The sequence below is a fragment of the Streptomyces pimonensis genome, from assembly GCF_041380215.1.
Classification (GTDB): domain Bacteria; phylum Actinomycetota; class Actinomycetes; order Streptomycetales; family Streptomycetaceae; genus Streptomyces; species Streptomyces pimonensis.
In genome coordinates, this window is sequence record NZ_JAHWZY010000001.1 from 488,572 (window position 1) to 513,381 (window position 24,810).

Here is a 24,810-nt window from a genome sequence, read left to right on the forward strand (position 1 = left end):
AGGTCCCCGGGCAAGCTTTTCGGCACAAGCACAACAGCAGGGCAGAACAACGGAAGTCCACACGGGGGGGCGCGAGATGAACACGCTGCACGGCACCAGCACCAGCGCAGTGATCACGCGTCTGCACGACGTGCACCGGGGTTCCGAGAAGTCCGGTGCGGCGGGCGTGCGGGGGTGCGCCCGCGGCGCCGGGCGTCAGCACACCACGATCATGACGGTGGTCGACGCGCCCACGGGGGACACGAACGGGGGGAACGCGTACGGGGAGGACCCGGGGGAGCGACGCTCGCTGAGCGAGGCGGAGTTCACCGCCTACGTCCAGGAGCGCCGCGCCTCCCTGTACGCCACCGCCTACCACCTGACCGGCGACCGCTTCGAGGCCGAGGACCTGCTGCAGAGCGCGCTGTTCTCGACCTACCGGGCGTGGGACCGGATCAGCGACAAGGCGGCGGTCGGCGGATACCTCCGCCGCACCATGACCAACCTGCACATCAGCGCGTGGCGCCGCCGCAAGCTGAACGAGTACCCGACCGAGGAACTGCCGGAGACGGCCGGTGACACGGACGCGATGCGCGGCACCGAGCTGCGTGCCGTGCTGTGGCAGGCGCTGGCCCGGCTGCCCGAACTCCAGCGCACCATGCTGGTCCTGCGCTACTACGAGGGCCGCACGGACCCGGAGATCGCCGACATCCTCGGCATCAGTGTCGGCACGGTGAAGTCCAGCATCTGGCGGTCGCTCCGCCGGCTGCGCGAGGACGAGGTCCTCAGCTTCGGCCGTGACGAGGAGAACGCCTTCGGGGAGCTCGTCGCCTGAAGGTACGGGGGAACCGGGGACCTGGGATCCGGGGGGATTCCGGAGAACCCGGGGACCGCGGGGGTGCCGGGGGGCGCCACCGCGGCGAACGGGGGACCGCGGGGGCGTCGGGGGACGCCACCGCGGCGGACGGGGGACCGGAAGGGGGGAAGCACGAGGAGATCACGGGGGGCCTCTGCGGATCCGGGGGACCAAGAGGGATCCGGGTGATCACGGGGGAGTGCGAAACAGCGGGACTGGAGGGCCGGGGGCCCGCCCGGTCCCGCCTTTCGTACGTGCTCCGGGGCCGTCAGGCCGCCGCGCTCGTCCCCGTCGCCGTGCGCCCGGCGACCGCCGCCCTCGCGAGGCGGCCCAGCGCCTCGTCCCGGTCGCAGGCGTACGCGCCCAGCGCCGTCTGACGGGCCACGATCGACCGCTCCAGCCGCATCAGCCGCCAGCCGCGGCGCAGCAGGAACGGCACCGACTTGCGGCCCTCCTTCAGATCCCGCACGAACCGCCGCCGGAACGTCCGCACCGGACCGCGGTTCAGGCACAGCGCGTCGGCCAGCAGACCCCGTTCACGGCAGCGCTCGACGATCTCCGCGGCGAAGATGCCCTCGGCGATGAACAGCGGCGTGCCGCCGATGTCGACGGTCGCCTCGCCGGTACGGGCGCTCAGCGAGATGTCGTAGACGGGGACCTGTGTACGACGCGTGCGGCACAGCCGGTCGATCGCGGCGACGGCGGTGTCCGCGTCCCAGGAGCCGGGGTGGTCCCAGTCGATGTCGGAGCTGCCCGCCACGAGGGGCAGGGTCGGGTCGTCGCCCTCCTTGTAGAAGTCGTCGAGGCGCAGCACGGGGAGACCGGAACGGGCCGCGATGAGGGACTTGCCGGAGCCGGAGGGGCCGCAGAGCAGCACGACTCGCGAGGACATGGGCGACTGGGAACTCACGGGACACCAGTCTGAGGCATCGTCCGGGCGGCGTACGCCCCGCGGTGCGGCTTTGAAGCGCGCGTCACACGTCCACTACTCTTCGCGTCGACCGGGTTACCCAGCGGAAGCGGCAGGTGGCAGAGCGATGGCCCGACACAAGGCACCCAGGACGTCGGCCGCCCGACGCGCCCTGACCGTTCTCGCGACCGCCTCGGTGACGCTCGGGGGCGGTGCGGCGACGGCGGCGGCCGCGGCCTCCGGCTCGCTCCTCGACGACACCGGCCGGGCCGTGGGCACGGTCGCGGACCTCAAGCCCAACCCGCTCGCCGGCACCGGCGTGGACCCGCTCGACAACGGCGTCGGCACCCAGGTCGCCGACTTCCGGCCGGTGGACTCGCGTGAGGTGACGGGGCCGGTCGCCCAGGCGCCGTCGGTCGGCAGCGTTCCGGTGGCCGGCCGGGCGGCGAAGGTGCTGCGCCGCTGACCGGGCGGGCACGGAACGGCGGAGCGCCGCACGCCTCCCGGACGGAGGAGGGGTACGGCGCTCCGGCGGTGCGGGGGGCGGCTCAGTACGCGGAGCCGGACGCGCCCAGCGAACCCGTCGGGTGCCAGACCGTCTTGGTCTCCAGGAAGGCCGTCAGGCGGTCCGTGCCGGGCGTCGCCGACCAGTCGTCCACAGGCTGTGGACGCAGGACGCGCTTGAGGTTGTCCGCGGCCGCGACCTCCAGCTCCTTCGCCAGCACCTCGTCGGCGCCCGCGAGGTCGATCGCGTTGACGTCCTGGTGCGCGGCGAGCGGGGCGGCGATCTCCGCCGTGCGGCCGGAGAGGATGTTGACCACGCCGCCGGGCAGGTCGGAGGTGGCCAGCACCTCGCCGAGGGAGAGGGCGGGGAGCGGGGACCTCTCGGACGCCACCACGACCGCCGTGTTGCCCGTCGCGATCACCGGGGCGACCACCGAGACCAGGCCCAGGAAGGAGGACTCCTGAGGGGCGAGCACGGCGACCACGCCCGTCGGCTCGGGGGAGGACAGGTTGAAGAACGGGCCGGCGACCGGGTTGCCGCCGCCGACCACCTGGGCGATCTTGTCGGTCCAGCCCGCGTACCAGACCCAGCGGTCGATCGTCGCGTCGACCTGCGCCGCCGCCTTCGACCTCGACAGGCCCTCGGCGTCGGCGACCTCCGCGACGTACTGGTCACGGCGGCCCTCGAGCATCTCCGCGATCCGGTACAGGATCTGGCCGCGGTTGTACGCCGTCGCGCCGGACCAGCCGCCGAACGCCTTGCGCGCGGCGACCACCGCGTCACGGGCGTCCTTGCGGGAGGAGAGCGGGGCGTTGGCCAGCCACTTGCCCTTCGCGTCTGTCACCTCGTACACCCGGCCGCTCTCGGAACGCGGGAACTTCCCGCCGACGTACAGCTTGTAGGTCTTCAGCACGTTGAGTCGGTCAGACATCGAGGTACGCCTCCAGGCCGTGGCGGCCGCCCTCGCGGCCGAAGCCCGACTCCTTGTAGCCGCCGAACGGCGAGGTCGGGTCGAACTTGTTGAACGTGTTGGACCAGACCACACCCGCGCGGAGCTTGTTCGCGACCGCCAGGATGCGCGAGCCCTTCTCCGTCCAGATGCCCGCCGACAGGCCGTACGGGGTGTTGTTGGCCTTGGCGACGGCCTCGTCCGGCGTGCGGAAGGTGAGGACGGACAGGACCGGGCCGAAGATCTCGTCGCGGGCGATGGTGTGCGCCTGGGTGACGTTCGTGAACAGCGTCGGGGCGAACCAGTAGCCGTTCTCCGGGAGTTCGCAGGCCGGGGACCAGCGTTCGGCGCCCTCCGCCTCGCCCTGGTCGGCGAGCGCGGTGATCCGGGCCAGCTGCTCGGCGGAGTTGATCGCGCCGATGTCGGTGTTCTTGTCCAGCGGGTCGCCGAGGCGGAGCGTGGTCAGGCGGCGCTTGAGGGAGTCGAGGAGTTCGTCGTGGACCGACTCCTGGACCAGCAGGCGGGAGCCCGCGCAGCAGACCTGGCCCTGGTTGAAGAAGATGCCGTTGACGATGCCCTCGACGGCCTGGTCGAGAGGCGCGTCGTCGAAGACGATGTTGGCGCCCTTGCCGCCCAGTTCGAGGGTGAGCTTCTTGCGGGTGCCCGCGACCGTGCGCGCGATCTCCTTGCCGACGGCCGTGGAGCCCGTGAAGGCGACCTTGTTCACGTCCGGGTGGGCGATCAGCGCGGCGCCGGCGCGGCCGTCGCCGGTGAGGATGTTGACGACGCCCCTGGGCAGGCCCGCCTGGCGGCAGACGTCCGCGAAGAACAGGGCGGAGAGGGGGGTCGTCTCGGCGGGCTTCAGGACCACCGTGTTGCCGGTGGCGAGCGCCGGGGCGATCTTCCACGCCAGCATCAGCAGGGGGAAGTTCCAGGGGATGACCTGGCCCGCCACGCCGAGGGGCCGCGGGTTCGCGCCGTAGCCGGCGCGGTCGAGCTTGTCGGCCCAGCCCGCGTAGTAGAAGAAGTGCGCGGCGACCAGGGGGAGGTCCGCGTCGCGGGTCTCCCTGATCGGCTTGCCGTTGTCGAGGGTCTCGAGGACGGCGAGCTCGCGGCTGCGCTCCTGGATGATGCGGGCGATGCGGAAGAGGTACTTCGCGCGTTCGGAGCCGGGGAGCGCCGACCACTTCTCGAAGGCCCTGCGGGCGGCCTTCACGGCGCGGTCGACGTCCGCCTCGCCGGCCTCGGCGACCTCGGAGAGGACCTCCTCGGTGGAGGGGGAGACGGTCTTGAAGACCTTGCCGTCGGCCGCCTCGGTGAACTCACCGTCGATGAACAGGCCGTACGACGGGGCGAGGTCGACGATCGAGCGGGACTCGGGCGCCGGTGCGTACTCGAATGCGGATGCCATGGTGATCAGTCCACCGTCACGTAGTCGGGGCCGGAGTAACGGCCGGTGGCCAGCTTCTGACGCTGCATCAGCAGGTCGTTCAGCAGCGAGGAGGCGCCGAAGCGGAACCAGTGGTTGTCCAGCCAGTCCCCGCCCGCGGTCTCGTTGACCAGGACCAGGAACTTGACGGCGTCCTTCGTCGTGCGGATGCCGCCGGCCGGCTTCACGCCGACCTGGACGCCGGTCTGGGCGCGGAAGTCGCGGACCGCCTCCAGCATGAGGAGGGTGTTCGCGGGGGTCGCGTTGACGGCGACCTTGCCGGTCGAGGTCTTGATGAAGTCCGCGCCGGCCAGCATGCCGAGCCAGCTGGCGCGGCGGATGTTGTCGTACGTCGACAGCTCGCCCGTCTCGAAGATGACCTTCAGGCGCGCGCTCGTGCCGCAGGTCTCCTTCACGGCGGTGATCTCGTCGTACACCTTCAGGTAGTTCCCCGCGAGGAACGCCCCGCGGTCGATGACCATGTCGATCTCGTCCGCACCGGCGGCGACTGCCTCACGGACGTCCGCCAGCTTCACGGCGATCGGGGCGCGGCCGGCCGGGAAGGCGGTGGCGACGGAGGCGACCTTGACGCCGGAGCCGGCGACGGCCTCCTTCGCCGTGGCCACCATGTCGGGGTAGACGCAGACCGCGGCCGTGGCGGGCGTGGTGCGGTCGGTCGGGTCGGGACGGACCGCCTTCGCGCCGAGCGCCCGGACCTTGCCCGGGGTGTCCGCGCCTTCCAGCGTCGTCAGGTCGACCATCGAGATGGCGAGGTCGATGGCGTACGCCTTCGCGGTCGTCTTGATCGAACGGGTGCCGAGGGCGGCGGCGCGCGCCTCCAGGCCGACCGCGTCGACGCCGGGCAGCCCGTGGAGGAAGCGGCGCAGCGTGCCGTCGGACGCGGTGACGTCGCTGAGAGCGTGTGGTGCAGTGGTGGGCATGGTCACCAGACGAGCATATCTACGCGCGTAGCGGCTGTACAGTCCCGCGGCGGACCGCGTACGGCTTCCACTGCGTACGGCCTCCTTCGGGGCGTCGTGCAGAATCGGGAGCATGACGTCCCCCGAGCACCAGTCGCCCGACCCGGAGCCCATGAACGCGGCCGGGTCCGCGACGCCCCAGTACCAGGACCGCATCTACCGCTCGCCCGCGGGTCTCGTCGGCGGTGTGCTGCTGCTCGCCCTCATCGGATGGCTCGGCGTCGACGCGGTGTTCGCCGGGGAGGGCCGCACCCCGTGGCTGGCCCTCGCCGCGATGCTCTTCCTCGTGCCGCTGGTCGTCGCCTACACCCTGCGGCCCGCCGTGTACGTGAACGACGACCGGCTGCGCGTGCGCAACCCGTTCCGCGTGATCGTGCTGCCCTGGGGACGGGTCGCCTCGCTGCGGTCCGGTTTCACCAACGAGGTCTTCGCCGAGTCCGGCGCGAAGTACCAGCTGTGGGCCCTCCCGGTGTCGCTGCGGGCCCGCAGCAAGGCGAACCGGCAGGAGGCGCGGGCCGCCGCGCGGGCCGCGCTCGGGGACGGGGGCGGACGCGGCGGCCGGGGTGGTCGTGGTGCGGTGGGCCCCGCCGAGGGGCCCCGGCGGCACGAGAGCGACCGGGCGATGGGCGAGATGCGCGAGCTGCACGAGCGGCGGCAGGGTGCCGAGACCGCGCAGGGCGAGGTGACCGTGCGGTGGGCCTACGGGATCGCGGCTCCCGCTGCCGCGGGGGCCGTGCTGCTGGCGGTCCTGCTCGCCGTCGGGTGAGAGCGGGGGCGTGGGGCGGATGTCCGGTGGGGCGGATGTCCGCGGCGTCGACGGTGCCGGCCGAGTGGCGCACCCGGACTGAAGGCGCCGGTCGCCAGGTGCGTCGGGTTGCGTGACCGCACGGGCGGGGGCCGCGGCCCCCGCCGGGTGGTCTCACCCCCGCCGGCCCCTCCCCTCCAGGTTCCCGGCCCCGGGGATGCTCCCGGGCCGCCGGTCCTTGCCCCCGCCCCTCCTCGGGCGGCCCACGGTGGACCCGTGATGGCCGCCGCTCCGCGCCGCGCGGGCCGGTCGGCGCCGGGTGTCGGTACGGGACGCCCGGCGCCGGTGTTCGGTGCCGTCCGGTTCAGCGGAGGCGTACGTCGACGGAGTCGGCCGCGGAGACCGCCGCCGCGGTGCCGGCCGTACCGGCGTACGACCAGCGGTAGGAGCCGTCCTGGAACGCCCGGACGGCCGCGCGGACGGTGCCGTCGGCGGCGGTGGTGACGGTCTTGACGGTCCGGTAGGCGGAGCGGCCCTCCCTGCGGAACTGCAGCTCGACCTCCTGTCCGGCCGCGGCGGCGACGGGTGCGCCGGCCGCCCAGCCGGCGTGCCGGACGTCACCGGTGACGGTGACGATCCTGCCCCGGCGCACCTTCCCGGGCGCGGCGTCGGCGGTCAGCAGGGTCTCGCGCCGCACGTCGAAGGAGGCCGCGGTGTCCAGGAAGACGGCGTCGCCGTCGGCGGCGATCGCGTAGGCGCTGACGTTCCAGGTGCCGGCCTGCGCGTCGTCGGCCGGGGCCGTGCCGGGGACGAGGGAGAAGGTCAGGGTGCAGGTCGTCGTGGCCGCGCCGGTGGGTCCGCAGGCCGCCTCCGAGGCGACGGTGGCGTCCTGGGCGGAGAACGAACCGTGGTACAGGGTGGCGTCGATCTCCTGGAGGCCGGCCGGGTCGGTCGCGGTGACCTCGACCGTCACCGTTCTCGGGGCGGTGCCGAGGACGACGGGGTCGCCGCCCCCCACGACCACACCGGTGATGTCGGTGTCGCCGAACCGCTCGTCCGCGTGCGCGGCGGGAGCGGCGAGAGCGGACACGACCATGACGCCGCACGCGGCGGCGACGACGGATCTGGACACGGTCTTCATACGCATGCGAAATCCCCACGGTGAATACCGAAGCCCGACGCAATATCGACGGCGGGCCTGAATTTGACGTCTGCAGCGTACCCATGGCGTCAGGTTTTGTGAATGTTCCGTGCGTGGCCCGGAAGTCGCATTCGATTCCGCTGGAACAATGCGCGCGAATATCGGACGGGCGCTCCCGGCGGAAATCCGAAGGGGAAATTCGGCTGAAATTTCAGTGGGCCTGGGGGTCGCCGTCGCGTGCCCCGGCTCCGTGCCGGTCGTCTGACTCGCCGTCAGGTGGGGTGTCGGTCGCGGCCGGAGCGCACGGCGTCGCTCGTGAACGAGGGGCAACTTTCACATGAAGCGTGTCGCGTGCGCCAAACGATGCCGATCGTGCGTCACTCCCGCCTCACTAGCCTGCGGGTGCCGCTTGAACGATGAATCATGATTCGGGGCGCGGCTTTCCGATGCCGAAAAACGCAGGGGTGGGGATGGATGACGGCACGAGGAGGGGGCGCTGCCGTGCACGGCACGCGCTGCTACATAGACATTGGCGCAGACGGAACTTATTCGTGGCGGCTGACGGCGACCAACGGACGGGTCATCGCTGTGGGAGCGCGCACTTACCGGAATCATGACGACTGCCGGACGGCGTTCGAGCGGCTGTGCGCCGAGGTGACGGAAATGCCCGGCGCCGTGCACCACACCTCGGGAGGCAGCGGCTGGGTCTGGCGCCTGCGCGACCCTTCCGGCGGTGCCCTCGCCGTGTCGGCGCGCGCCTACGAGCGGCACTCGACCTGCCAGGCCGCCTACGACCGGTTCCGGGCGCTGCTGGCCGGCCACGGATCGGGCGGGCCGATCGTGTGGGGGGAGTCGGAGTGAGCGGCGCACCGGGGACACGGCACTGACCGACCGGCGGCCCCAGGGGCCGGGGTCCGCCCTGTCGGCGGGCCCCGGCCCCGTCGCGTTCCTCGGGCACCGCGTTCACGGCGAACCCGGAAGTTGCCTCTCGGGGACGTCTTGTTCACATGGCCGTGCGCAGTCGTCCATGACGCCTCAGGAGCGTCGGGACACGTGACGACGAGAACCCTTGAGGCGACCGCGGAAGCCGCGGACGACCCGCCGAGACGCCTGCATCCCGACACGGGTGCCGCCGACCGAGTGTTCCGGGGCGTCCTGCGCGGCGGCGGTGGTCTGGTGCTCGCCATCATGCTGCTGGTCGGCGGCTTCCTGACCTACCGCGCCTGGCAGGCGCTGGAGGTCGCGCGCTGGGACTTCCTCACCACCGAGGCGTGGGAGCCCGACGGCGGCAACTTCGGCATCGCCGCGGTGCTCGTCGGGACGGTCCTGATCGCACTCGTCGCCATCCTGTTCGCCGTACCGATGGCCCTCGGCACCGCGCTCTACATCTCCGAGTACGCCCCGTCCCGGATCCGCCGGACCCTCATCAGCACCGTGGACCTGATGGCCGCCGTGCCGTCGGTGGTCTACGGCCTGTGGGGGCTGTTCTTCTTCCAGGGGCACGTGGTGACGGTCTCCCGGTGGATCTCGACCTACCTCGGCTGGATCCCCGTGTTCAAGGTCGACGGATCCGACCCACAGGACCCGCTCGCGACCGCGACCGTCTTCACCTCCTCGACCTTCATCGCCGGCATGGTCGTGTCCCTCATGGTCGCACCGATCATCTGCTCGGTGATGCGGGAGGTCTTCTCGCAGGCCCCGGTCGGCGAGCGGGAGGGCGCGTACGCGCTCGGCGCGAACCGCTGGGGCGTGATCCGCAGCGTCGTCCTGCCGTTCGGCAAGGGCGGCATGATCGGCGGCACCATGCTGGGCCTGGGCCGGGCGCTCGGCGAGACCATCGCCGTCTACCTGGTGATCTCCCCGGTGTTCGTGATCCAGCCGCACATCCTGCAGAACGGCACCAGTTCGGTCTCCTCCCTGATCGCCCTGCGCTACGGGGAGGCGTCCGAGATCGGCATGTCGGCGCTGATGGCCGCGGGCCTCGCGCTCTTCCTGATGACCCTGGTCGTCAACTTCGCCGCATCGACGATCGTCGCCCGCAGCCGTTCCGGCGCGGCGAGCGACTCCTGAGGAGAACGACCGGATGACCGTCACCGCTCCCCAGAGCCCGCCCGGCGACCCGCGGCCGCAGGCCGCACCGGCCCTCGCGGGACCGCCGGAGCCACCGGCGACGAGGACCACGCTGCCGGGGCACGGCCCCGGCGCCCGGACCGCGCTCGGCCAGTCCCGCCGCAACCTGTCCACGCTGCGCGCCACCGACGTCTACGCCCTGCTCGGCGCCGCCGCCGCGTCCCTCGCGCTGACCTGGCTGATGTTCGACCGACTGCTGCCCTTCAACGGCGCACTCGGCTTCCTCGCCATCGCCTACGCGCTCTTCCTCGCCGTGTACGCGCTGCTGGTCTCCTTCGACGAGGACGGCCCCGCGGTGCGCGACCGGGTCGCCGCGGCGGTCGTGCAGACCCTCGGGTCGGTGATGCTGGCCGTCCTGGCCTTCGTCGTCGTCTACACCCTCTACGAGGGCCGCGAGGCGCTGCCGCACCTGAACTTCTACACCCGGTCGATGGCGGACGCCGGACCGGTCGAGCCGCTCAGCGTCGGCGGCATCCTGCACGCGATCGTCGGCACCCTGTGGCAGATCGGCATCGCCCTGGCGATCTGTATCCCCGTCGGGCTGGTCTGCGCCGTCTTCCTCAACGAAGTGCCGGGCCCGTTCAGCCGGTTCGTGCGCACCATCGTCGAGGCGATGACCGCGCTGCCGTCCATCGTGGCCGGCCTGTTCATCTACGCCACCTTCATCCTGGGCCTCGGCTTCGACCGCTCCGGACTCGCCGCCGCGCTCGCCATCTCGGTGATGATGCTGCCGATCGTCATCCGGGCGGCGGACGTGGTGATCCGGCTGGTGCCCGGCACCCTGCGGGAGGCGTCGTACGCGCTGGGCACCTCGCGCTGGCGGACCGTCTGGCACGTCGTCCTGCCCACCTCCCGGTCCGGGCTGACCACCGCCGTCATCCTGGGCACCGCCCGCGGGGTGGGGGAGACCTCGCCGGTGCTGCTGACCGCCGGCTTCACCGCGGAGCTCAACACCAACCCGCTGAAGGACCCGATGGTCTCGCTGCCGCTCGCCGCCTTCGAACTGGTGAAGTCCCCCGAACCGACCTACATCGCCCGCGGCTTCGGCACCGCGGCGGTGCTTCTGGTGCTGGTGCTCGTCCTGTTCGTCCTCGCCCGTGTCCTCGGCGGGCGCGGACCGGGCCAGCTGTCCCGCCGGCAGGAACACCGCCGGGTCCTGGCCTCCCGCCGTGACGCACAGCGCTTCGCGGCCCGCGGCCGGGCCGACCAGACGACCGACAACCCCGCACCGACGAGGAGCACCCCGTGACAACCGCACCTGTCCGACGCCCGCGCACGCTGCGCATGTACCAGGCGCTGGCGCTGTGCCTGGCCCTGGGCTGCGTGCTGCTGGCCGTCAACCCGCCGCCCGCGCTCGCCGCCACCTACGTCAAGATCAGCGGCTCCGGCTCGACCTGGAGTGCCAACGCGATCGAGCAGTGGCGCCGCAACGTCCGCCAGCAGGGCATGACCGTGAACTACGCGTCGGTCGGCTCCACCGTCGGCCGCAACCAGTTCGCCAACGGCACCTCCGACTTCGGTGTCTCGGAAATCCCCTACGGTCTGACCGAGTTCGGCACCACCGACACCCCGCCCAAGCGCAAGTACGCCTACATGCCCATCGTGGCGGGCGGTACGTCGTTCATGTACAACCTGAAGATCGGCGGCAGGCAGGTCACCAACCTGCGGCTGTCCGGCGACGTCATCAGCAAGATCTTCACCGGCAGGCTCACCATGTGGAACGCGCCGGAGATCAGGGCCGACAACCCCAAGCTGAACCTGCCGGCCCGCCGTATCGTCCCCGTGGTCCGCTCCGACGGCTCCGGTACGACCGCCCAGTTCACCCTGTGGATGTCCAAGCAGTACGGCTCCCTGTGGAACGACTACTGCCGCCGCGCGAACAAGCCCACACCCTGCGGTCTGACGTCATACTTCCCCAACATCCCCGGCTCCGGATTCGTCGCCCAGTCCGGCTCGCTCGGTGTCGCCGGCTACACCAAGCAGCCCCAGGCCGAGGGCGCCATCACCTACGTCGAGTACTCCTACGCCCGCAACGCGAACTTCCCGGTGGCGAAGGTCCTCAACCGGTCCGGCTACTACGTCGAGCCGACCGCCTCCAGCGTCGCCGTCGCCCTCACCCGGGCCCGGATCAACGACGACCCGCGCTCGGCGAACTACCTCACCCAGAACCTGGACGGGGTCTACACCTTCGGCGACCGGCGCACCTACCCCCTCTCCAGCTACAGCTACATGATCGTCCCGATCAAGGAGGAGATGGGCTTCACCAAGGCCAAGGGCGCCACGCTCAGCGCGTTCAACAACTACTTCCTCTGCGAGGGCCAGCAGCAGGCCGACCGGCTCGGCTACTCGCCCCTGCCGATGAACCTCGTCCAGGCCGGCATGGAGCAGGTGCGCAAGATCCCGGGCGCCGAGACCGAGAAGATCGACATCAAGTCCTGCAACAACCCGACGTTCTCCTCCAGCGGCGAGAACCTCCTCGCGAAGAACGCCCCCTACCCGCAGGCGTGCGACAAGAAGGGCACCGACCAGTGCGCCACCGGCACCGGCGGCGCCAAGCAGATCACCCCGGTGAGCAACGGCGGCAGCGGCGGCAGCGGCGGGTCGGCCTCCGGAGGATCCGGCGGTTCAGGAGGCCCCGGAGGCTCAGGCACCGGTGGCAGCGGCTCCACCGGTTCGACGGGCGGCGCGGGCTCCACCGGCTCGGGCGGCGCCGACGGCACGACCGGCGGCGGTGACACCGGCGGCGCGGGCACGGGCGGTCCGACCGGCGGCACCGTCGTCGACCCCGACACCGGCGAGGTGCTCAGCTCCGGCGACGGCGGCGGCGGCTCCGTCGCCGCCAGCCCGGTCTCCCTCGCCTCCGGCGACATGACGGGTCTGCGCACCGCGCTGATGGCCCTCTCGGCCGTCCTGCTGGTCGGCGTCGTCATCGGCCCCCCGCTGGTCGCCCGTGTGATGGCGAACCGGGCCCGGCGCAACGGCGGTGCGGCATGACGGACGTACCGAAGAGGTTCCGGCCGCGCGTTCAGGCCGCCGTCGGCTCCCTGCTCGCCGCGCTGGTCCTGGCCCTGCTGCCGCCGTCGGCGGCCACGCAGCCGGCCGCCGCGGCGGAGGCCGGGGAGGACTCGGCGGTGACGGTCTCCGGACGGAAGGGCCCGTACGACGACTTCTCCGGCCTGAAGGTCACCGTGCACCAGACCGAAGGGCTCCGCTCGCAGGGGGTCCGGGTCAGCTGGGAGGGCGGGAAGGCGACCCCGGCCGGCAAATTCACCAACAACTTCCTGCAGATCATGCAGTGCTGGGGGGACGACCCGGCGGGCCCGGACCGCGAGCAGTGCGTGTTCGGCGCCACGGGCCAGCCGTTCCCCGGCCAGTACACCGCCGGCCGGTCCCTCAGCACGGACAAGGAGAACCACGCCTACGACCCCCGGGAGACCGAGTACGAGGGGGACCAGACGTTCGCGCCCTTCCAGCCCGTGGGCGGCCTGCCGGCCACCAGGTCCGGCACCGACTGGACCTACTTCGGCCCGCTGGACACGAACGAGCAGGCCGGCGCCCGCACCTTCGCCAACGGCAGGGGCGAGGTGACCTTCGAGGTCCAGGACGGAGTCCAGGCCCCCCACCTCGGCTGCGGTCTGAACGCCGCGCCCGCCGGCAGCGCCCCGGTCCCCCGGCCCTGCTGGCTGGTCATCGTGCCGCGTGGCACCCACGACGCCGACGGCACGGACGTCCTCGGCACCCAGAGCCTCGCCGTGCACTCCTCACCGCTGTCCACGGCCAACTGGGAGCAGCGGATGGTGGTGCCGCTGGAGTTCCTGCCGGTCGACGACTACTGCCCGTCGGGCCAGACGGAACGCCCCACCGCCGGATCCGAACTGGTGACGGAGGCCGTCACCTCCTGGCAGCCGAAGCTGTGCACCTCGCTGGACAGCACCTTCGCCTTCACCCAGGGCGGCGAGGAAGTGGCCCGGAACCAGGTCCTGGCCACCTCGGCCGACACGCCCCTGCTCGGCTTCACCGTCGACCCGGCGGTTCCGGCGGAAGGCGGGGAAGGCATCGTGCACGCGCCGGTGGCGGTGTCGGGACTGGCGATCGCCTTCTTCATGGAGAACCCGTCGGGCCTCGTGCAGGAAATGAGACTGACACCGCGAATCGTCGCGAAGATGCTCACCCATTCCTACCAGGAAGACGTGCCCGGACGGACGCCGGAGCATGTGAGCGGAAATCCGGAGTCATTCGCCCAGGACCCGGAATTCCTCGCGCTGAACCCTGACTTCCCGAAGGGAGGCGTGCGGCCGCGCAGCCTCATGGTGCCGCTGCAGAACTCCGACACCTCGCGGGTCGTCTGGAACTGGCTGCAGTCGGACCCGGAGGCCCGGGACTTCCTCTCCGGGAAACCGGATCCCCACGGAATGCGGGTGAATCCGTACTACGAGGAACTGGACCTGCCGGGGAACACGACGCTGACCGAGTACCCCAAGGTGGACCCGACGACGGCGCCCGCCCTCGCCAACGGCACCCCGCCCCTCACCTACACGGTGACCGACCTCGACCCCTACACGGCCGACCTGCACGAAGGCGCCCTGCGCACGCTCCGCGGCAACAACAACCGCACCATCCAGTGGGGACCCCCCACCGACGCCCCGCCCAAACTCGTCAACGACCCCGCCCTCCTCGGCACGCGCGCCGTACTGGCGGTCGTCGACGTGGTCTCCGCCGAGCGGTACGGCCTGAAGACGGCGGCCCTGCGCAACGCGGACGGCACCTTCGTGAAGCCGTCCGCCGGCACCCTGACGGCCGGCGCCGAGGCCATGCGGCCCTGGGCGGACACGCCCTCCGTGCTCAAGGCCGATCCGGCGCGCGCCAAGGGCGAGGCGTACCCCCTGACCGCCGTCGCCTACGCCGTGGCCTCGGTGAACCAGGACGCCGAGGACCGCGCGGCCTACGCGGACCTGATCCGGTACGTGGCCGGTCCGGGTCAGACCCCCGGCCTCGCGGCCGGCGAGCTTCCCCCCGGGTACGCGCCGCTGCCGCAACGGCTGCGCGACCAGGCCGAGTCCGCCGCCGACGCCCTGGAACGCGGCACGGCCACGGACGGCTCCTCGTCCGGCGGCGGCGGGGACTCCGGCGGCTCCGGACCCCAGGGCGGAGGGGGGCCCGCAGGCGGTCCCGCAGGCGGTCCCGGGGGCGCGTTCGCGGGCGGCACGGGCGGCACCGCGGGCGGCACGGGCGGCGGGGGCGGCGGCCCGGCGGGTCCGGAGGCCTCGCAGTCCGCCGCGAACGACTCCGGGGCGGCCACCTCAAACCCGCAGAAGGTCGCCGCGGAATCCGGCGTGGGCGTCACCCGCGGGGAAATCATCGGCATTATCCGCTGGGTTATCGTAGGCGTTCTCATTCTGGGGGGAATGGCCGGACTCTCCGGTCCGGTGATGCTTCACCTCGCGCATCGCCGGATCTCCTAGGAGACACCTAGGGAGCCTTCTCGTAACCTTTCCATCGCGCGGAATTCGTTGGTATGAGCCGGGAATCTCTGGAAGTGTATGCGGTGGTCGGCCGACGGGTCGGCAGCGAGAAGATCCGGATTTGCTTGAACGTCCATTCTTCGAAAATCCACCAGCAAGGGGTTCAGAAGTGAACGTCAAGTCCTACGCCAAGGTCGGTGCCGTCGCCGGCGCCGCGGTCCTCGGTCTCGGCATCCTGTCCTCCCCGGCCTCGGCGGACCCGAGCCCGGACACCGACTACCGTCAGCTGGCCGGTGTCGGTTCGGACACCACGCAGTACGTGATGAACGGCCTGGGCGACTCGGCCGCCGTCACCAACGCGGGCGGCAAGATCATCGCGTCCTGGAACGCCACCGGCACCGCCACGATCACGACCAAGGCGACCGGCTGTGCCAACATCGCGCGTCCGAACGGCTCCTCGGCCGGCATCAACGCGCTCAACGCCGACCTCGCCGCCGGCGCCGACTGCGTCGACTTCGCCCGTTCCTCGCGCGGTCCCGCGGACACCAGCACCGACGACCTCACCTTCATCCCGTTCGCCCTGGACGGTGTCACCTACGCCACGGACCTCGGCAGCGCCCTGCCGACGAACCTCACCAAGGCGCAGCTGATCGACATCTACGAGTGCGACTCGGCCCAGTACCCGAACGCCCAGCCGCTGCTGCCGCAGTCCGGCTCCGGCACCCGGTCCTTCTGGCTGACGGCGCTCGACATGACGGAGGCCGACCTCGGCGACTGCGTCGACGACAGCGTCCAGGAGCACAACGGCGAGGCCATCGCCAACGGCAACCAGCTCATGCCGTACTCGATCGCCCAGTGGATCTCCCAGGGCAAGGGCTTCGCCGACGTCCCGAACCGCCGCGGCCAGTCGCGTCTGCGCAGCATCAACAGCCTGGCCCCGACCACGGGTTCGGGCAGCGCGCTCGCGCTGAACACCGGCTTCGACGCCGACTTCCTCCGCCAGGTCTACAACGTCGTCCCGACCGACAACCTGTCCGACGCCGTCATCGACGAGACCTTCACCGGGTCCGACTCGAAGGTCTGCAAGGACACCGCCACCCTCACCAACTACGGCTTCGGCACCCTCGGCACGGACTGCGGCAGCACCGCCCTCAAGGCCGAGCGCTGACCCGATGACCGACCTCTGATCCACGCGTGACGGCCGGGCGCCTTCCAGGTGCCCGGCCCCACGCGCTGTCCCGGCACATCCGTCGACCGTCCCCCGGGGGGCCCTCAGCATGACAGCGCTACATCCGTTCCGAAGAGCGGCCGTGATCGTCGCCGCTTGTGCCGCACTGGCCGCGGGCCTGGTGGCCCTGGCCGTGTCCCAGTCCCAGCCTGCCCGGGCGGCCTCCGTCGGTGAGTTCACCATGAGCCCCGGAAACGGCAGGCTCAGTGACCCGCAGCCGTTCGGCAGTTCCATCGAGATCCCGGGGGCCTGCCCCGACTTCACCCTGGAGGAACTCAACTGGAACAACTTCGTGTCCCTCTACGTGGTCAAGCCCGACGGCACCGAACAGACGGTGCTGGGGATGCTGAGCAGCGGGGCACCGTACACCGGGGCCGTCTCGACGGTCTCACTGGCCGCGGAGGACAACCCGGGGGCCGGGGTGACCGACCCGTCGACCGTCCTCACCGGTGACGGCACGTACGAGCTGCGGCTGCGGTGCGTGGACAACTTCGACGGCCAGCCGGCCGACGAGGTGTTCGTGCCGGGCGACCCCTACTGGTCCCAGAAGATCACTGTGACCGGCGACAACTGGGTGGTCGGTGAGGGCGCGGTGTCCACGGGCCTCAGCTTCGCCGCGCAGCCCTCGGACGCCGAGATCGGCGAGGCGGTCAGGCTCACCGCCACGGTGGCGCCTGCCGAGGCCACCGGAACGGTCGCTTTCCGGGAGGGCGCGACCACGATCGGCTCGGCACCGGTCAGCGGTGGGAAGGCCGAGCTCACGACCTCGGACCTGGCTCGGGGGCGACACGACATCGTGGCCGCGTTCACCCCGGACGACACCTCGCAGTGGGGCGCCTCCGAGTCCGCCCCCTTCACGGTGTCGGTGTTCCCCGCGGACTTCGAGATCCGGGACGCCTCGGGCGAGCGGCTGCCCGACACACCGGAGCTGCAGCGCGGCCAGACGGTCGAGCTGATCGTCCGGGGATGCGCGCCCGGGACGGCCTACGCGATGAGCATGAGAGGGAACGACGCGAAGTTCCCGGATGCCACGGCCGACGCCGAGGGCGTCGTGACCTGGAAGTCGCTCACCGTGCCCGAGGACGCCGTCGCCGGCCGGACCGCCTGGGACTTCGAGGCGGACAAGGCGTGCCGGGCCAACGGGGGCGTCGGAGCCACCGTGACCTCCGCGCCCTTCACCGTCCCCGAACCGTCGTCCGGGCCTTCGAGCGGCGGCCCGACGGACGACCCGTCGGGTGACCCGACCGACGACCCGACCGACGACCCGACGGACGACCCGTCGGGTGACCCGTCCGGCGACCCCTCGTCCGACCCCTCCGGTGACCCGTCCGGCACCGCCGGAGGCATCGGCACCGCCGGTGGCACCGGTACCTCCGGCGGCACCGGGGGCACGTCCCCGACCGGCGGTCTCGCCTCCACCGGCAGCCAGGTCGCGCTGTTCGGCGGCCTCGGCGCGGTCCTCCTCACCGCGGGCGGCGTGTTCGCGATGCGGTTCGCCCGCCGTAACGGCCTGCTGGGCTTCGGTCAGCCCGGCGCCTGACGGCCCGCGGTGCGCGGGCGGCGGAACCCCTTCGCCGTCCGCGCACCGGTCACCCCACCCCACCCCTCTCCCCAGGAGCGCACCCCGTGACCGTGCTGTCCCCGCCTCCGCCGACCGAGGCACCGCCGGCCCCGGCGCCTTCCCCCGGGCCGGCGCCGGGCTTCGCGAAGCCGAGACACGAGCGACCCGGCTTCGCGTTCGCCGGGGCGGCACTGTGCGTGCTGGCCGCCCTGCTGCTGGGCTTCGCCGCCCACCTCACTGTCGTGGGCCACCTCCAGCACGCCCGCGACCAGCAGACCTCCTACGACGAGCTGCGCCGCCAACTCGCCCTGGGTATCGCGCCGGTGGGCCAGCAGACGTACGAGGGCGAGATGCTGCGGCCGGGCGACCCCGTCGGCCTCCTGCGCATCCCGGCCCTCGGCCTGAAGGAGGTCGTCGGGGAGGGCACCACCTCCGGCGTCCTGACGGCCGGCCCCGGCCACCGCCGGGACACCCCGCTGCCGGGCCAGGCCGGCACCAGCGTCCTCATGGGCCGCCAGTGGGGATACGGCAGCCCGTTCAACGACCTGCACCAGTTGCCGCCCGGCGCCGAGATCCGGGTGACGACCGGGCAGGGCACCGCCGTCTACGAGGTCACGGCCGTCCGCCGCGAGGGCGATCCGCTGCCGCCCGTGCTCAAGGAGGGCGAGGGCAGGCTCACGCTCATCACCGCCGAGGGGCCGCCGTACACCCCGTCCGGGACGGTCCGCGTCGACGCCACCCTGACCAGCGACGTGCAGCCCAGCCCACCCCGGCCGCTGGGCCTGGGCTGGATCGACGAGTCCGAGCAGGCCCTCGGCTCCGAGGACGCCGCCTGGCTGCCGGTCTTCCTCTGGTCCCAGGGGCTGCTGCTCGCCGCCCTGCTCACCATGGCCGCGCACCGCGCCTGGGGCCGCTGGCAGAGCTGGGTCGTCGGCGCCCCCGTCCTCGCCGCCCTCGGCCTGGCCGTCTCCGGCGCCGCCACCCGACTGCTGCCCAACCTGCTCTGACCGACGAGGAGTTCAGCGACATGTCCGACACCACCGACACGACCGGCGTGAAGGGTACGGCCGACCCGGCCGACGAGACCGTATCGCTCGGCGAGCTCCTCGGCCCGACCACCAGGATGCCGGCGGCCAAGCCCGGACGGCGGCGCGGCGCGGCCACGGCCCAGAGCTCCCCGGCCACACTGGAGGCCGACGCCGTCTCGGCCTGGTTCGGTGACCACAAGGTCCTGGAACGCGTCTCGCTGACGATGCCCGCCCGCAAGGTCACCGCGTTGATCGGCCCGTCGGGCTGCGGCAAGTCCACGTTCCTGCGGATCCTCAACCGCATGCACGAACTGGTCGGCTCCGCGTCGCTGGCGGGGCGGGTCCTGCTCGACGGCGACGACATCTACGACCGCGGCCGCCGCATCACCCACGCCCGGCGTGAGATCGGCATGGTCTTCCAGAAGCCCAACCCCTTCCCCGCGATGTCGATCTACGACAACGTCACCGCCGGCCTCAAGCTGGGCGGCGTCAAGGCGGGCCGTGAGGACAAGGACCGGCTGGTCGAGGAGTGCCTGACCAAGGCGGGCCTGTGGAAGGAGGTCCGCGACCGGCTGCGGCAACCGGGCGGCGCGCTCTCCGGAGGCCAGCAGCAGCGCCTGTGCATCGCGCGCTCGCTGGCGGTGCGCCCCCGGGTGCTGTTGATGGACGAGCCCTGCTCGGCCCTCGACCCGACGTCGACCCGGCGCATCGAGGAGACCATCCACGAGCTGTCCGAGGAGGTGACGATCGTCATCGTCACCCACAACATGCAGCAGGCCGCCCGCGTCTCCGACCAGTGTGCCTTCTTCCTCGCCGAACAGGGCACCCCCGGTGCCATCGTCGAGCACGGCCCCACGGACGCCATGTTCCACGCCCCCCAGGACTCCCGCACCGCGGACTACGTCCAGGGCCGCTTCGGCTAGCAGCCGCAGGGAACCCCGCCCGGCCGGGGGCACGCCGCCCGGGCGCCCCGGCCGAACCGTTCAGCCCCCGCCCGCCCCGCCCTCCCGATCGCAGGAAGGGACGACCGGATGCACAGCACCCGAAGGACCACCTCGCCGTGGCGGTCCCAGCACGCGCTCCCCCGTACGACAGCGGCCCTCCTGACCGTCGTCGCCTCGGCGGCGCTGGCCGGCTGCGCCGCCCCGGGGGCGCCCGGCCAGCAGCCCGTCCGCCCACCCGGCGCCGCGCCGGACGACTCCGCGCCCCGCGCCGTCCCCCTCCCGCCGGGTGAGCGGGCGGCCGAGCCCCTCGCGCCAGCTCCCGCCTCTTCCCGGCCCCCGGGCACGCCCGGTGCTCCGCGCACGACGCCCGGTGCTCCGCGCACGACGACCGGTGCTCCGGGCGCGCCCGTGCCCCTCCCCCCGGCGCCGTCGTCGAGCGGTTCCGTCGTCCCCGCGGAGCCGGCGGAGAAGGCGAAGGCGCCCGCCTCCTCGCCCCCGCCGAGCCCGCGCACCGCGCCTGCCGAGTCCTCGCCGGCGCCCTCGGCCGGAACCGGCGCTTCCGGAGAGCGGAGCCGGGACGGCTCCAGCACCCTGCGCATCGGCTCCTGGTCGGCGCGGGTGGTACGCGGAGGCCAGGAGGCCGTCGACGCCTGCCGTGACGCCGTCCAGTGGACCGGACCCGAACTCGGCACCGAGGACGGCTACGCGCTGCGTACGGCTGTCGTCGTAGGACACGACCACTGCGGCTTCGACCGGTTCGCCGAACTGCCGGTGGGGACCGAGGTCGTCGCGACGACCCCGCGCGGCACCTTCACCTACCGCGTCTACGCCCACCACGTCTCACCCGGCCGCGGGACCCCCTCCCAGGGCCTGTACTGGGGGGACCTCACGCTCCAGTCCTGCGTGGGCCCGAACACGGGCTTCAGCTACCTGATGCGGACCTGACGGCGCGACGACCCCGTTCCTCCCCCGTCCCGTACGGAACGTGTTCACCTCCCCTTTCCCCCTCGGAGTCGGCCAGGCGCCCCGGGGCCGTCGCCCGGTGCCTAGCGTCGGGCGCGGGAACCGGAACCCGGCTCCGCACCTTGCGTACCCCCTGAACTCCCGACCGGCAGGAGCGTCCTCATGCCCCGTCCGTTCAACAGACCCTTCCGTCGTGCGGGTGCGCGGCTGTTCACCCGTCGCGGACTGCGCGGTGCCGGGGTCGCCACCGCCGCCACCGTCGCCACGGCCCTGCTCACCGCGGGCTCGCAGGCGCCGGGGCCGCGGCTCGACGTCGGGCGGGCGGCGCAGGACGACAAACCGGGCGTGCCCGGAGGGTCCGTGGGCCCGGACGCCCCGCTGCCGGACGTGCCCTCCCAGGGCGACGACTCGTACCACGTCGAACTGCCGCCGCTGGAGGGTGTGTCGGCCAAGGAAAAGGTGCGGGGCGAGGAGGCGGCCGTCGAGGACGACGGGGCGGACTCCGCGCGGCGGACCGCCGACGAGGCGGGACTGCCGGTGAGCGTGTTCACCGCCTACCGGGACGCCGCGAAGTCCGTCGCCGGCACCGACCCGGGCTGCGGGCTGCGCTGGGAACTGCTCGCCGGGATCGGCAAGGTCGAGTCCGGGCACGCCCGCGGTGGCGCCGTGGACGCGAACGGCGACACCCTCACCCGGATCACGGGGCCCGCCCTCGACGGCAACGGCTTCGCGCTCATCCACGACAGCGAGGGCGGCGCCTGGGACGGGGACGCGGTGTACGACCGGGCCGTCGGGCCGATGCAGTTCCTGCCGACCACCTGGAAGTCGTGGGGCGCCGACGGCAACGGCGACGGGGTCACGAACCCCAACAACATCTTCGACGCCGCGCTCGCCGCCGGGCACTACCTGTGCGCCGGGGACCGGGACCTGCGTACCGCCGCCGGGCTGGAGCGGGCCGTTCTCAGCTACAACCACTCGCGCGCCTACCTCGACCTCGTCCTCGGGTGGATGACGTTCTACCTGCGGGGCGTGCACACCGTTCCCGACGGGCGCGGAGTCGTGCCCGAGAGCCCCGGCGCGGGCGGTGACACGCCGGCCACGAAGCCGGTCGGGGAGGGCGGGAGCGGGCACGAGCGCGGGCGCGGGGAGTCGCCGGGCGGCGCCGGTGCGCCGCCACGCGCGCCCGGGGCCACCCCGGATCCGGGCGGGAGCGGACGGCCGGGGTCCCCGGCGCCGTCCCCCTCGGCGGGCGGGAGTCCGTCCGCGGCTCCCGGGCCGAAGCCGTCCGCTTCACCCGGCGGGAGCCCGTCGCCGACGCCCACGGGGACTTCTCCGTCGCCGACGCCCACGGGGACTTCTCCGTCGCCGTCCCCGGACGAGGGCGCCGGGCCTTCTCCGTCTCCGACCGCACCGGCCCCGGAGCCGTCCACCGGGGAGCCGACGGAACCGGGTGACACGACCTCCCCGACTCCGAGCGGGAGCCCTGAGCCCAGTCCGTCCGGGGCCGGGAGGGGTGCTCCGGAGCCCGGGGCGACGGTTGCGGCCGGGGGCGCGTTCGCGAGGTGAGGGGCGAGGCGGCCCGGGCTGTGGCAGAGACCTGACACGGGGAGGGATGCCCGGGGGCGGGGAGCCGCCCCCGGGTCAGGCTCTGACGCGGCGTTCCGCCTGACAGACGCAAGGGGGCGCGGGGCACGGGGCGGACGCTTCCAAGGGGCGAGGAGCGCGTCCGCGTTCTTTCAGGGTGCGACGTGTGGCGCGGCCGGGAAGGCCGCCGAGGCGCATGCGGCGGCCCCACTCCCCGTGAACCGGCGCACGCCCCGGCGCACGCCCCGGCGTACACCGGGGCGTGCGCTCGTTCCGGCCCGTCGTGCGGCTCTCAGAGACCGGCCGCGGCGGCGAAGTCGCCCTTCAGCGCCGCCAGCAGGCCGGCCGCACGGGCGCGTGCCGCCGGGAGGTCGGCGTGCGTGCCGACGGGGACGACCACCTCCAGGTAGCACTTCAGCTTCGGCTCCGTGCCGCTGGGGCGGACGATGACGCGGGCGCCGTCGAGGGCGTAGCGCAGGCCGTCGGTGGGCGGGAGGGCGTCCGTGCCCCGCGCCAGGTCCTCGGCCCTGGTGATCGGCAGGGCCGCGAGGCGGGTCGGGGGCCGCTCGCGCAGGCGGCGCATCGCGCCGGTGATGACGGAGAGGTCCTCGACGCGGACCGAGAGCTGGTCGGTGACGTGCAGGCCGTGCTCCACGGCGAGGTCGTCGAGGAGGTCGAGGAGGGTACGGCCCTCGGCCTTCAGCTCGGAGGCCAGTTCCGTGAGGAGGAGGGCGGCCGTGATGCCGTCCTTGTCGCGTACGCCGTCCGGGTCGACGCAGTAGCCGAGGGCCTCCTCGTAGCCGTAGCGCAGGCCCTCCACCCTGGCGATCCACTTGAAACCGGTCAGGGTCTCCTCGTAGGGGAGGCCCGCCTTCTCGGCGATGCGGCCGAGGAGGGACGACGACACGATCGACTCCGCGAACGTGCCGGTCGCTCCGCGGCGGACCAGGTGGGCGGCGAGCAGGGCGCCGACCTCGTCGCCGCGCAGCATGCGCCAGTCCGTGCCGTCCTTGACCGCGGCGGCGCAGCGGTCGGCGTCGGGGTCGTTGGCGATGACCAGGTCGGGGTCGGTCTCCCGCGCCTTCGCGAACGCCAGGTCCATCGCGCCGGGCTCCTCCGGGTTGGGGAACGCGACGGTCGGGAACTCCGGGTCGGGGTCGGCCTGCTCGGCGACGAGCACGGGCTGCGGGAAGCCGGCCCGTTCGAAGGCGGCGAGGAGGACGTCCTTGCCGACGCCGTGCATCGCCGTGTAGACGGTGCGGGCGGTGCGGGGGGAGCCCTTGGGCAGGACCGCGTCCGTGCGGGCGAGGTAGGCGTCCAGGACGGTGTCGTCGAGGGTCTCCCAGCCTCCGGCGGGGCGGGGGACCGTGGTGAGCGAGGCCACGGCCCCGATCTCGGCGGCGATCTCCGCGTCGGCCGGGGGGACGATCTGGGAGCCGTCGCCGAGGTACACCTTGTAGCCGTTGTCACGGGGCGGGTTGTGGCTGGCGGTGACCTCCACTCCGGCGACGGCGCCGAGGTGCCTTATGGCGAAGGCGAGGACGGGGGTGGGGAGGGGGCGGTTCAGGACGGCCGCGCGCAGTCCGGCGCCGGTCATGACGGCGGCGGTGTCCTCGGCGAAGTCGCGGGACTTGTGGCGGGCGTCGTAGCCGATGACGACGAGGCCGTCGGTGTGGCCGTTCTTCCTGAGGTACGCGGCGAGGCCGGCGGCCGCGCGGATGACGACGGAGCGGTTCATGCGCATCGGGCCCGCGCCGAGTTCGCCCCGGAGGCCGGCGGTGCCGAACTGGAGGGTGCCGCCGAAGCGGGCGGCGATCTCGGCGTGGTCGCCGGTGTCGATGAGGCGGGCGAGTTCCTCGCGGGTGTCCGGGTCGGGGTCCTCGGCGAGCCACGCCTGGGCCTGTGCGATGAGGGCGTCGTCTTGCACGGTCGGTCGGCCTCTCTCGTTGGTCGTCCGTCAGGCTTTCATGCCTGCGGGGGCGGTGGGTGCGTGTCCTGTGCCTGCGGTGCGGGTGGTGCCTGTGGCGCAGGGTTCGGTCCGGTGGGGGCTCAGGTGGTGCCTGTGGTCGGTGGGTGGGGCGGGGCCGTGTCGGGGGTGTCCGTCCTCGGACCGGCGCGGATCGCGTTCCTCGGAGGGGGTGCGGGGCGCGGACGCGCCGGCCGCTGCGGACGGGCACCCCCGCCCCGTCCCCCTCCCGTCGTACGCGGCCACCCGACGCCGCCCCCGCGGGCAGTCGCGTGGCTGGGATGACGGGGCCCCGCGCGAGCGCAGCCGGGAGGCGGGGGAGGCGCCCCGCGAACACCCCGGCCCACACCACCGGCCGGGCACCTCGCAAGCGCCGGGGCCGGCCGGTGCCAAGGCGACGGCATCCCGTAAGCGCCGGGCCGCGCAAGCCCGTGCGGGGCGACCGCTGGA

At 73.0% G+C, this 24,810-nt stretch carries 20 protein-coding genes; 14 read left to right on the forward strand and 6 right to left on the reverse strand.

From position 1 onward, the window contains the following. The first annotated feature begins 76 nt into the window (after nt 1-76). On the forward strand, nt 77-814 hold the full coding sequence (locus KYY02_RS02385; RefSeq protein ID WP_371235667.1) for a SigE family RNA polymerase sigma factor: 738 nt from the start codon (nt 77-79) through the stop codon (nt 812-814). A gap of 289 nt (nt 815-1,103) precedes the next feature. Here the strand turns inward: KYY02_RS02385 and KYY02_RS02390 are convergent, their stop codons facing one another. Further along, nucleotides 1,104-1,727: a uridine kinase family protein gene (locus tag KYY02_RS02390; protein WP_371235668.1), complete on the reverse strand. Its 624-nt coding sequence runs from the start codon at nt 1,725-1,727 to the stop codon at nt 1,104-1,106. Between the two features lie 145 nt (nt 1,728-1,872). Here KYY02_RS02390 and KYY02_RS02395 point away from each other — a divergent pair, with 145 nt between their 5' ends. Beyond that, the gene (locus KYY02_RS02395) at nt 1,873-2,211 is read left to right on the forward strand and encodes a hypothetical protein (protein WP_371235669.1); all 339 of its coding nucleotides are present in this window, start codon (nt 1,873-1,875) and stop codon (nt 2,209-2,211) included. 82 nt (nt 2,212-2,293) lie between these two features. Here KYY02_RS02395 and KYY02_RS02400 read toward each other — a convergent pair whose 3' ends face one another. From KYY02_RS02400 to deoC, 3 genes are read right to left on the reverse strand one after another with little or no spacing between them, the layout of a single operon-like run. Then, the gene (locus KYY02_RS02400; protein WP_371235670.1) at nt 2,294-3,181 is read right to left on the reverse strand and encodes an aldehyde dehydrogenase family protein; all 888 of its coding nucleotides are present in this window, start codon (nt 3,179-3,181) and stop codon (nt 2,294-2,296) included. After that, complete coding sequence (locus tag KYY02_RS02405; protein ID WP_371235671.1) at nt 3,174-4,610, reverse strand: aldehyde dehydrogenase family protein; 1,437 nt, start codon at nt 4,608-4,610, stop codon at nt 3,174-3,176. Before KYY02_RS02405 ends, KYY02_RS02400 begins: the two co-directional genes overlap by 8 nt. A 5-nt stretch (nt 4,611-4,615) precedes the next feature. After that, entirely contained in the window at nt 4,616-5,569 is a 954-nt protein-coding gene (deoC, locus tag KYY02_RS02410; RefSeq protein WP_371235720.1) for a deoxyribose-phosphate aldolase, read from the reverse strand. Nucleotides 5,570-5,681: 112 nt separating this feature from the next. On the opposite strand from deoC, the gene KYY02_RS02415 reads away from it, so the two are divergent. Further along, nucleotides 5,682-6,374, forward strand: a complete 693-nt coding sequence (locus KYY02_RS02415; protein ID WP_371235672.1) for a PH domain-containing protein — start codon at nt 5,682-5,684, stop codon at nt 6,372-6,374. 343 nt (nt 6,375-6,717) lie between these two features. On the opposite strand, the gene KYY02_RS02420 is transcribed toward KYY02_RS02415, so the two are convergent. Next, the gene (locus KYY02_RS02420) at nt 6,718-7,500 is read right to left on the reverse strand and encodes a DUF5707 domain-containing protein (RefSeq protein ID WP_371235673.1); all 783 of its coding nucleotides are present in this window, start codon (nt 7,498-7,500) and stop codon (nt 6,718-6,720) included. A 657-nt stretch (nt 7,501-8,157) separates the two neighbouring features. On the opposite strand from KYY02_RS02420, the gene KYY02_RS02425 reads away from it, so the two are divergent. The 11 genes from KYY02_RS02425 to KYY02_RS02475 all read left to right on the forward strand — a co-directional run bounded on the left by KYY02_RS02425 (nt 8,158) and on the right by KYY02_RS02475 (nt 22,376). Further along, nucleotides 8,158-8,355: a hypothetical protein gene (locus KYY02_RS02425; RefSeq protein WP_371235674.1), complete on the forward strand. Its 198-nt coding sequence runs from the start codon at nt 8,158-8,160 to the stop codon at nt 8,353-8,355. Between the two features lie 192 nt (nt 8,356-8,547). Continuing rightward, nucleotides 8,548-9,564, forward strand: a complete 1,017-nt coding sequence (gene pstC, locus KYY02_RS02430) for a phosphate ABC transporter permease subunit PstC (RefSeq protein WP_371235675.1) — start codon at nt 8,548-8,550, stop codon at nt 9,562-9,564. Nucleotides 9,565-9,577: 13 nt separating this feature from the next. Beyond that, entirely contained in the window at nt 9,578-10,873 is a 1,296-nt protein-coding gene (pstA, locus tag KYY02_RS02435; RefSeq protein ID WP_371235676.1) for a phosphate ABC transporter permease PstA, read from the forward strand. Further along, nucleotides 10,870-12,618 (forward strand): phosphate ABC transporter substrate-binding protein PstS, encoded by a 1,749-nt coding sequence (gene pstS, locus KYY02_RS02440; RefSeq protein ID WP_371235677.1) that lies wholly within the window; start codon nt 10,870-10,872, stop codon nt 12,616-12,618. The genes pstA and pstS overlap by 4 nt, the downstream gene beginning before the upstream one ends. Continuing rightward, entirely contained in the window at nt 12,615-15,086 is a 2,472-nt protein-coding gene (locus KYY02_RS02445; protein ID WP_371235678.1) for a hypothetical protein, read from the forward strand. The genes pstS and KYY02_RS02445 overlap by 4 nt, the downstream gene beginning before the upstream one ends. Before the next feature lie 169 nt (nt 15,087-15,255). After that, a complete protein-coding gene (locus KYY02_RS02450; protein WP_371235679.1) occupies nt 15,256-16,254 on the forward strand; it encodes a hypothetical protein in 999 nt (332 codons plus the stop codon). A 142-nt stretch (nt 16,255-16,396) separates the two neighbouring features. Next, nucleotides 16,397-17,854 (forward strand): Ig-like domain-containing protein, encoded by a 1,458-nt coding sequence (locus KYY02_RS02455; protein ID WP_371235680.1) that lies wholly within the window; start codon nt 16,397-16,399, stop codon nt 17,852-17,854. Nucleotides 17,855-17,940: 86 nt separating this feature from the next. Beyond that, complete coding sequence (locus KYY02_RS02460; RefSeq protein ID WP_371235681.1) at nt 17,941-18,882, forward strand: sortase; 942 nt, start codon at nt 17,941-17,943, stop codon at nt 18,880-18,882. Nucleotides 18,883-18,902: 20 nt separating this feature from the next. Beyond that, the gene (locus tag KYY02_RS02465) at nt 18,903-19,826 is read left to right on the forward strand and encodes a phosphate ABC transporter ATP-binding protein (RefSeq protein ID WP_442538142.1); all 924 of its coding nucleotides are present in this window, start codon (nt 18,903-18,905) and stop codon (nt 19,824-19,826) included. A gap of 108 nt (nt 19,827-19,934) precedes the next feature. Further along, a complete protein-coding gene (locus tag KYY02_RS02470; protein ID WP_371235682.1) occupies nt 19,935-20,792 on the forward strand; it encodes a sortase family protein in 858 nt (285 codons plus the stop codon). Nucleotides 20,793-20,972: 180 nt separating this feature from the next. Next, entirely contained in the window at nt 20,973-22,376 is a 1,404-nt protein-coding gene (locus KYY02_RS02475; RefSeq protein WP_371235683.1) for a hypothetical protein, read from the forward strand. Between the two features lie 310 nt (nt 22,377-22,686). Here KYY02_RS02475 and KYY02_RS02480 read toward each other — a convergent pair whose 3' ends face one another. After that, nucleotides 22,687-24,321, reverse strand: a complete 1,635-nt coding sequence (locus tag KYY02_RS02480) for a phospho-sugar mutase (RefSeq protein WP_371235684.1) — start codon at nt 24,319-24,321, stop codon at nt 22,687-22,689. Nucleotides 24,322-24,810 lie beyond the last annotated feature (489 nt).

Coding starts and splice junctions, on each gene's coding strand:
- KYY02_RS02385 (WP_371235667.1), top strand. CDS start 77: ATGAACACGCTGCACGGCACCAGCACCAGCGCAGTGATCACGCGTCTG.
- KYY02_RS02390 (WP_371235668.1), bottom strand. CDS start 1,727: ATGTCCTCGCGAGTCGTGCTGCTCTGCGGCCCCTCCGGCTCCGGCAAG.
- KYY02_RS02395 (WP_371235669.1), top strand. CDS start 1,873: ATGGCCCGACACAAGGCACCCAGGACGTCGGCCGCCCGACGCGCCCTG.
- KYY02_RS02400 (WP_371235670.1), bottom strand. CDS start 3,181: ATGTCTGACCGACTCAACGTGCTGAAGACCTACAAGCTGTACGTCGGC.
- KYY02_RS02405 (WP_371235671.1), bottom strand. CDS start 4,610: ATGGCATCCGCATTCGAGTACGCACCGGCGCCCGAGTCCCGCTCGATC.
- deoC (WP_371235720.1), bottom strand. CDS start 5,569: ATGCCCACCACTGCACCACACGCTCTCAGCGACGTCACCGCGTCCGAC.
- KYY02_RS02415 (WP_371235672.1), top strand. CDS start 5,682: ATGACGTCCCCCGAGCACCAGTCGCCCGACCCGGAGCCCATGAACGCG.
- KYY02_RS02420 (WP_371235673.1), bottom strand. CDS start 7,500: ATGCGTATGAAGACCGTGTCCAGATCCGTCGTCGCCGCCGCGTGCGGC.
- KYY02_RS02425 (WP_371235674.1), top strand. CDS start 8,158: ATGCCCGGCGCCGTGCACCACACCTCGGGAGGCAGCGGCTGGGTCTGG.
- pstA (WP_371235676.1), top strand. CDS start 9,578: ATGACCGTCACCGCTCCCCAGAGCCCGCCCGGCGACCCGCGGCCGCAG.
- KYY02_RS02445 (WP_371235678.1), top strand. CDS start 12,615: ATGACGGACGTACCGAAGAGGTTCCGGCCGCGCGTTCAGGCCGCCGTC.
- KYY02_RS02465 (WP_442538142.1), top strand. CDS start 18,903: ATGTCCGACACCACCGACACGACCGGCGTGAAGGGTACGGCCGACCCG.
- KYY02_RS02470 (WP_371235682.1), top strand. CDS start 19,935: ATGCACAGCACCCGAAGGACCACCTCGCCGTGGCGGTCCCAGCACGCG.
- KYY02_RS02475 (WP_371235683.1), top strand. CDS start 20,973: ATGCCCCGTCCGTTCAACAGACCCTTCCGTCGTGCGGGTGCGCGGCTG.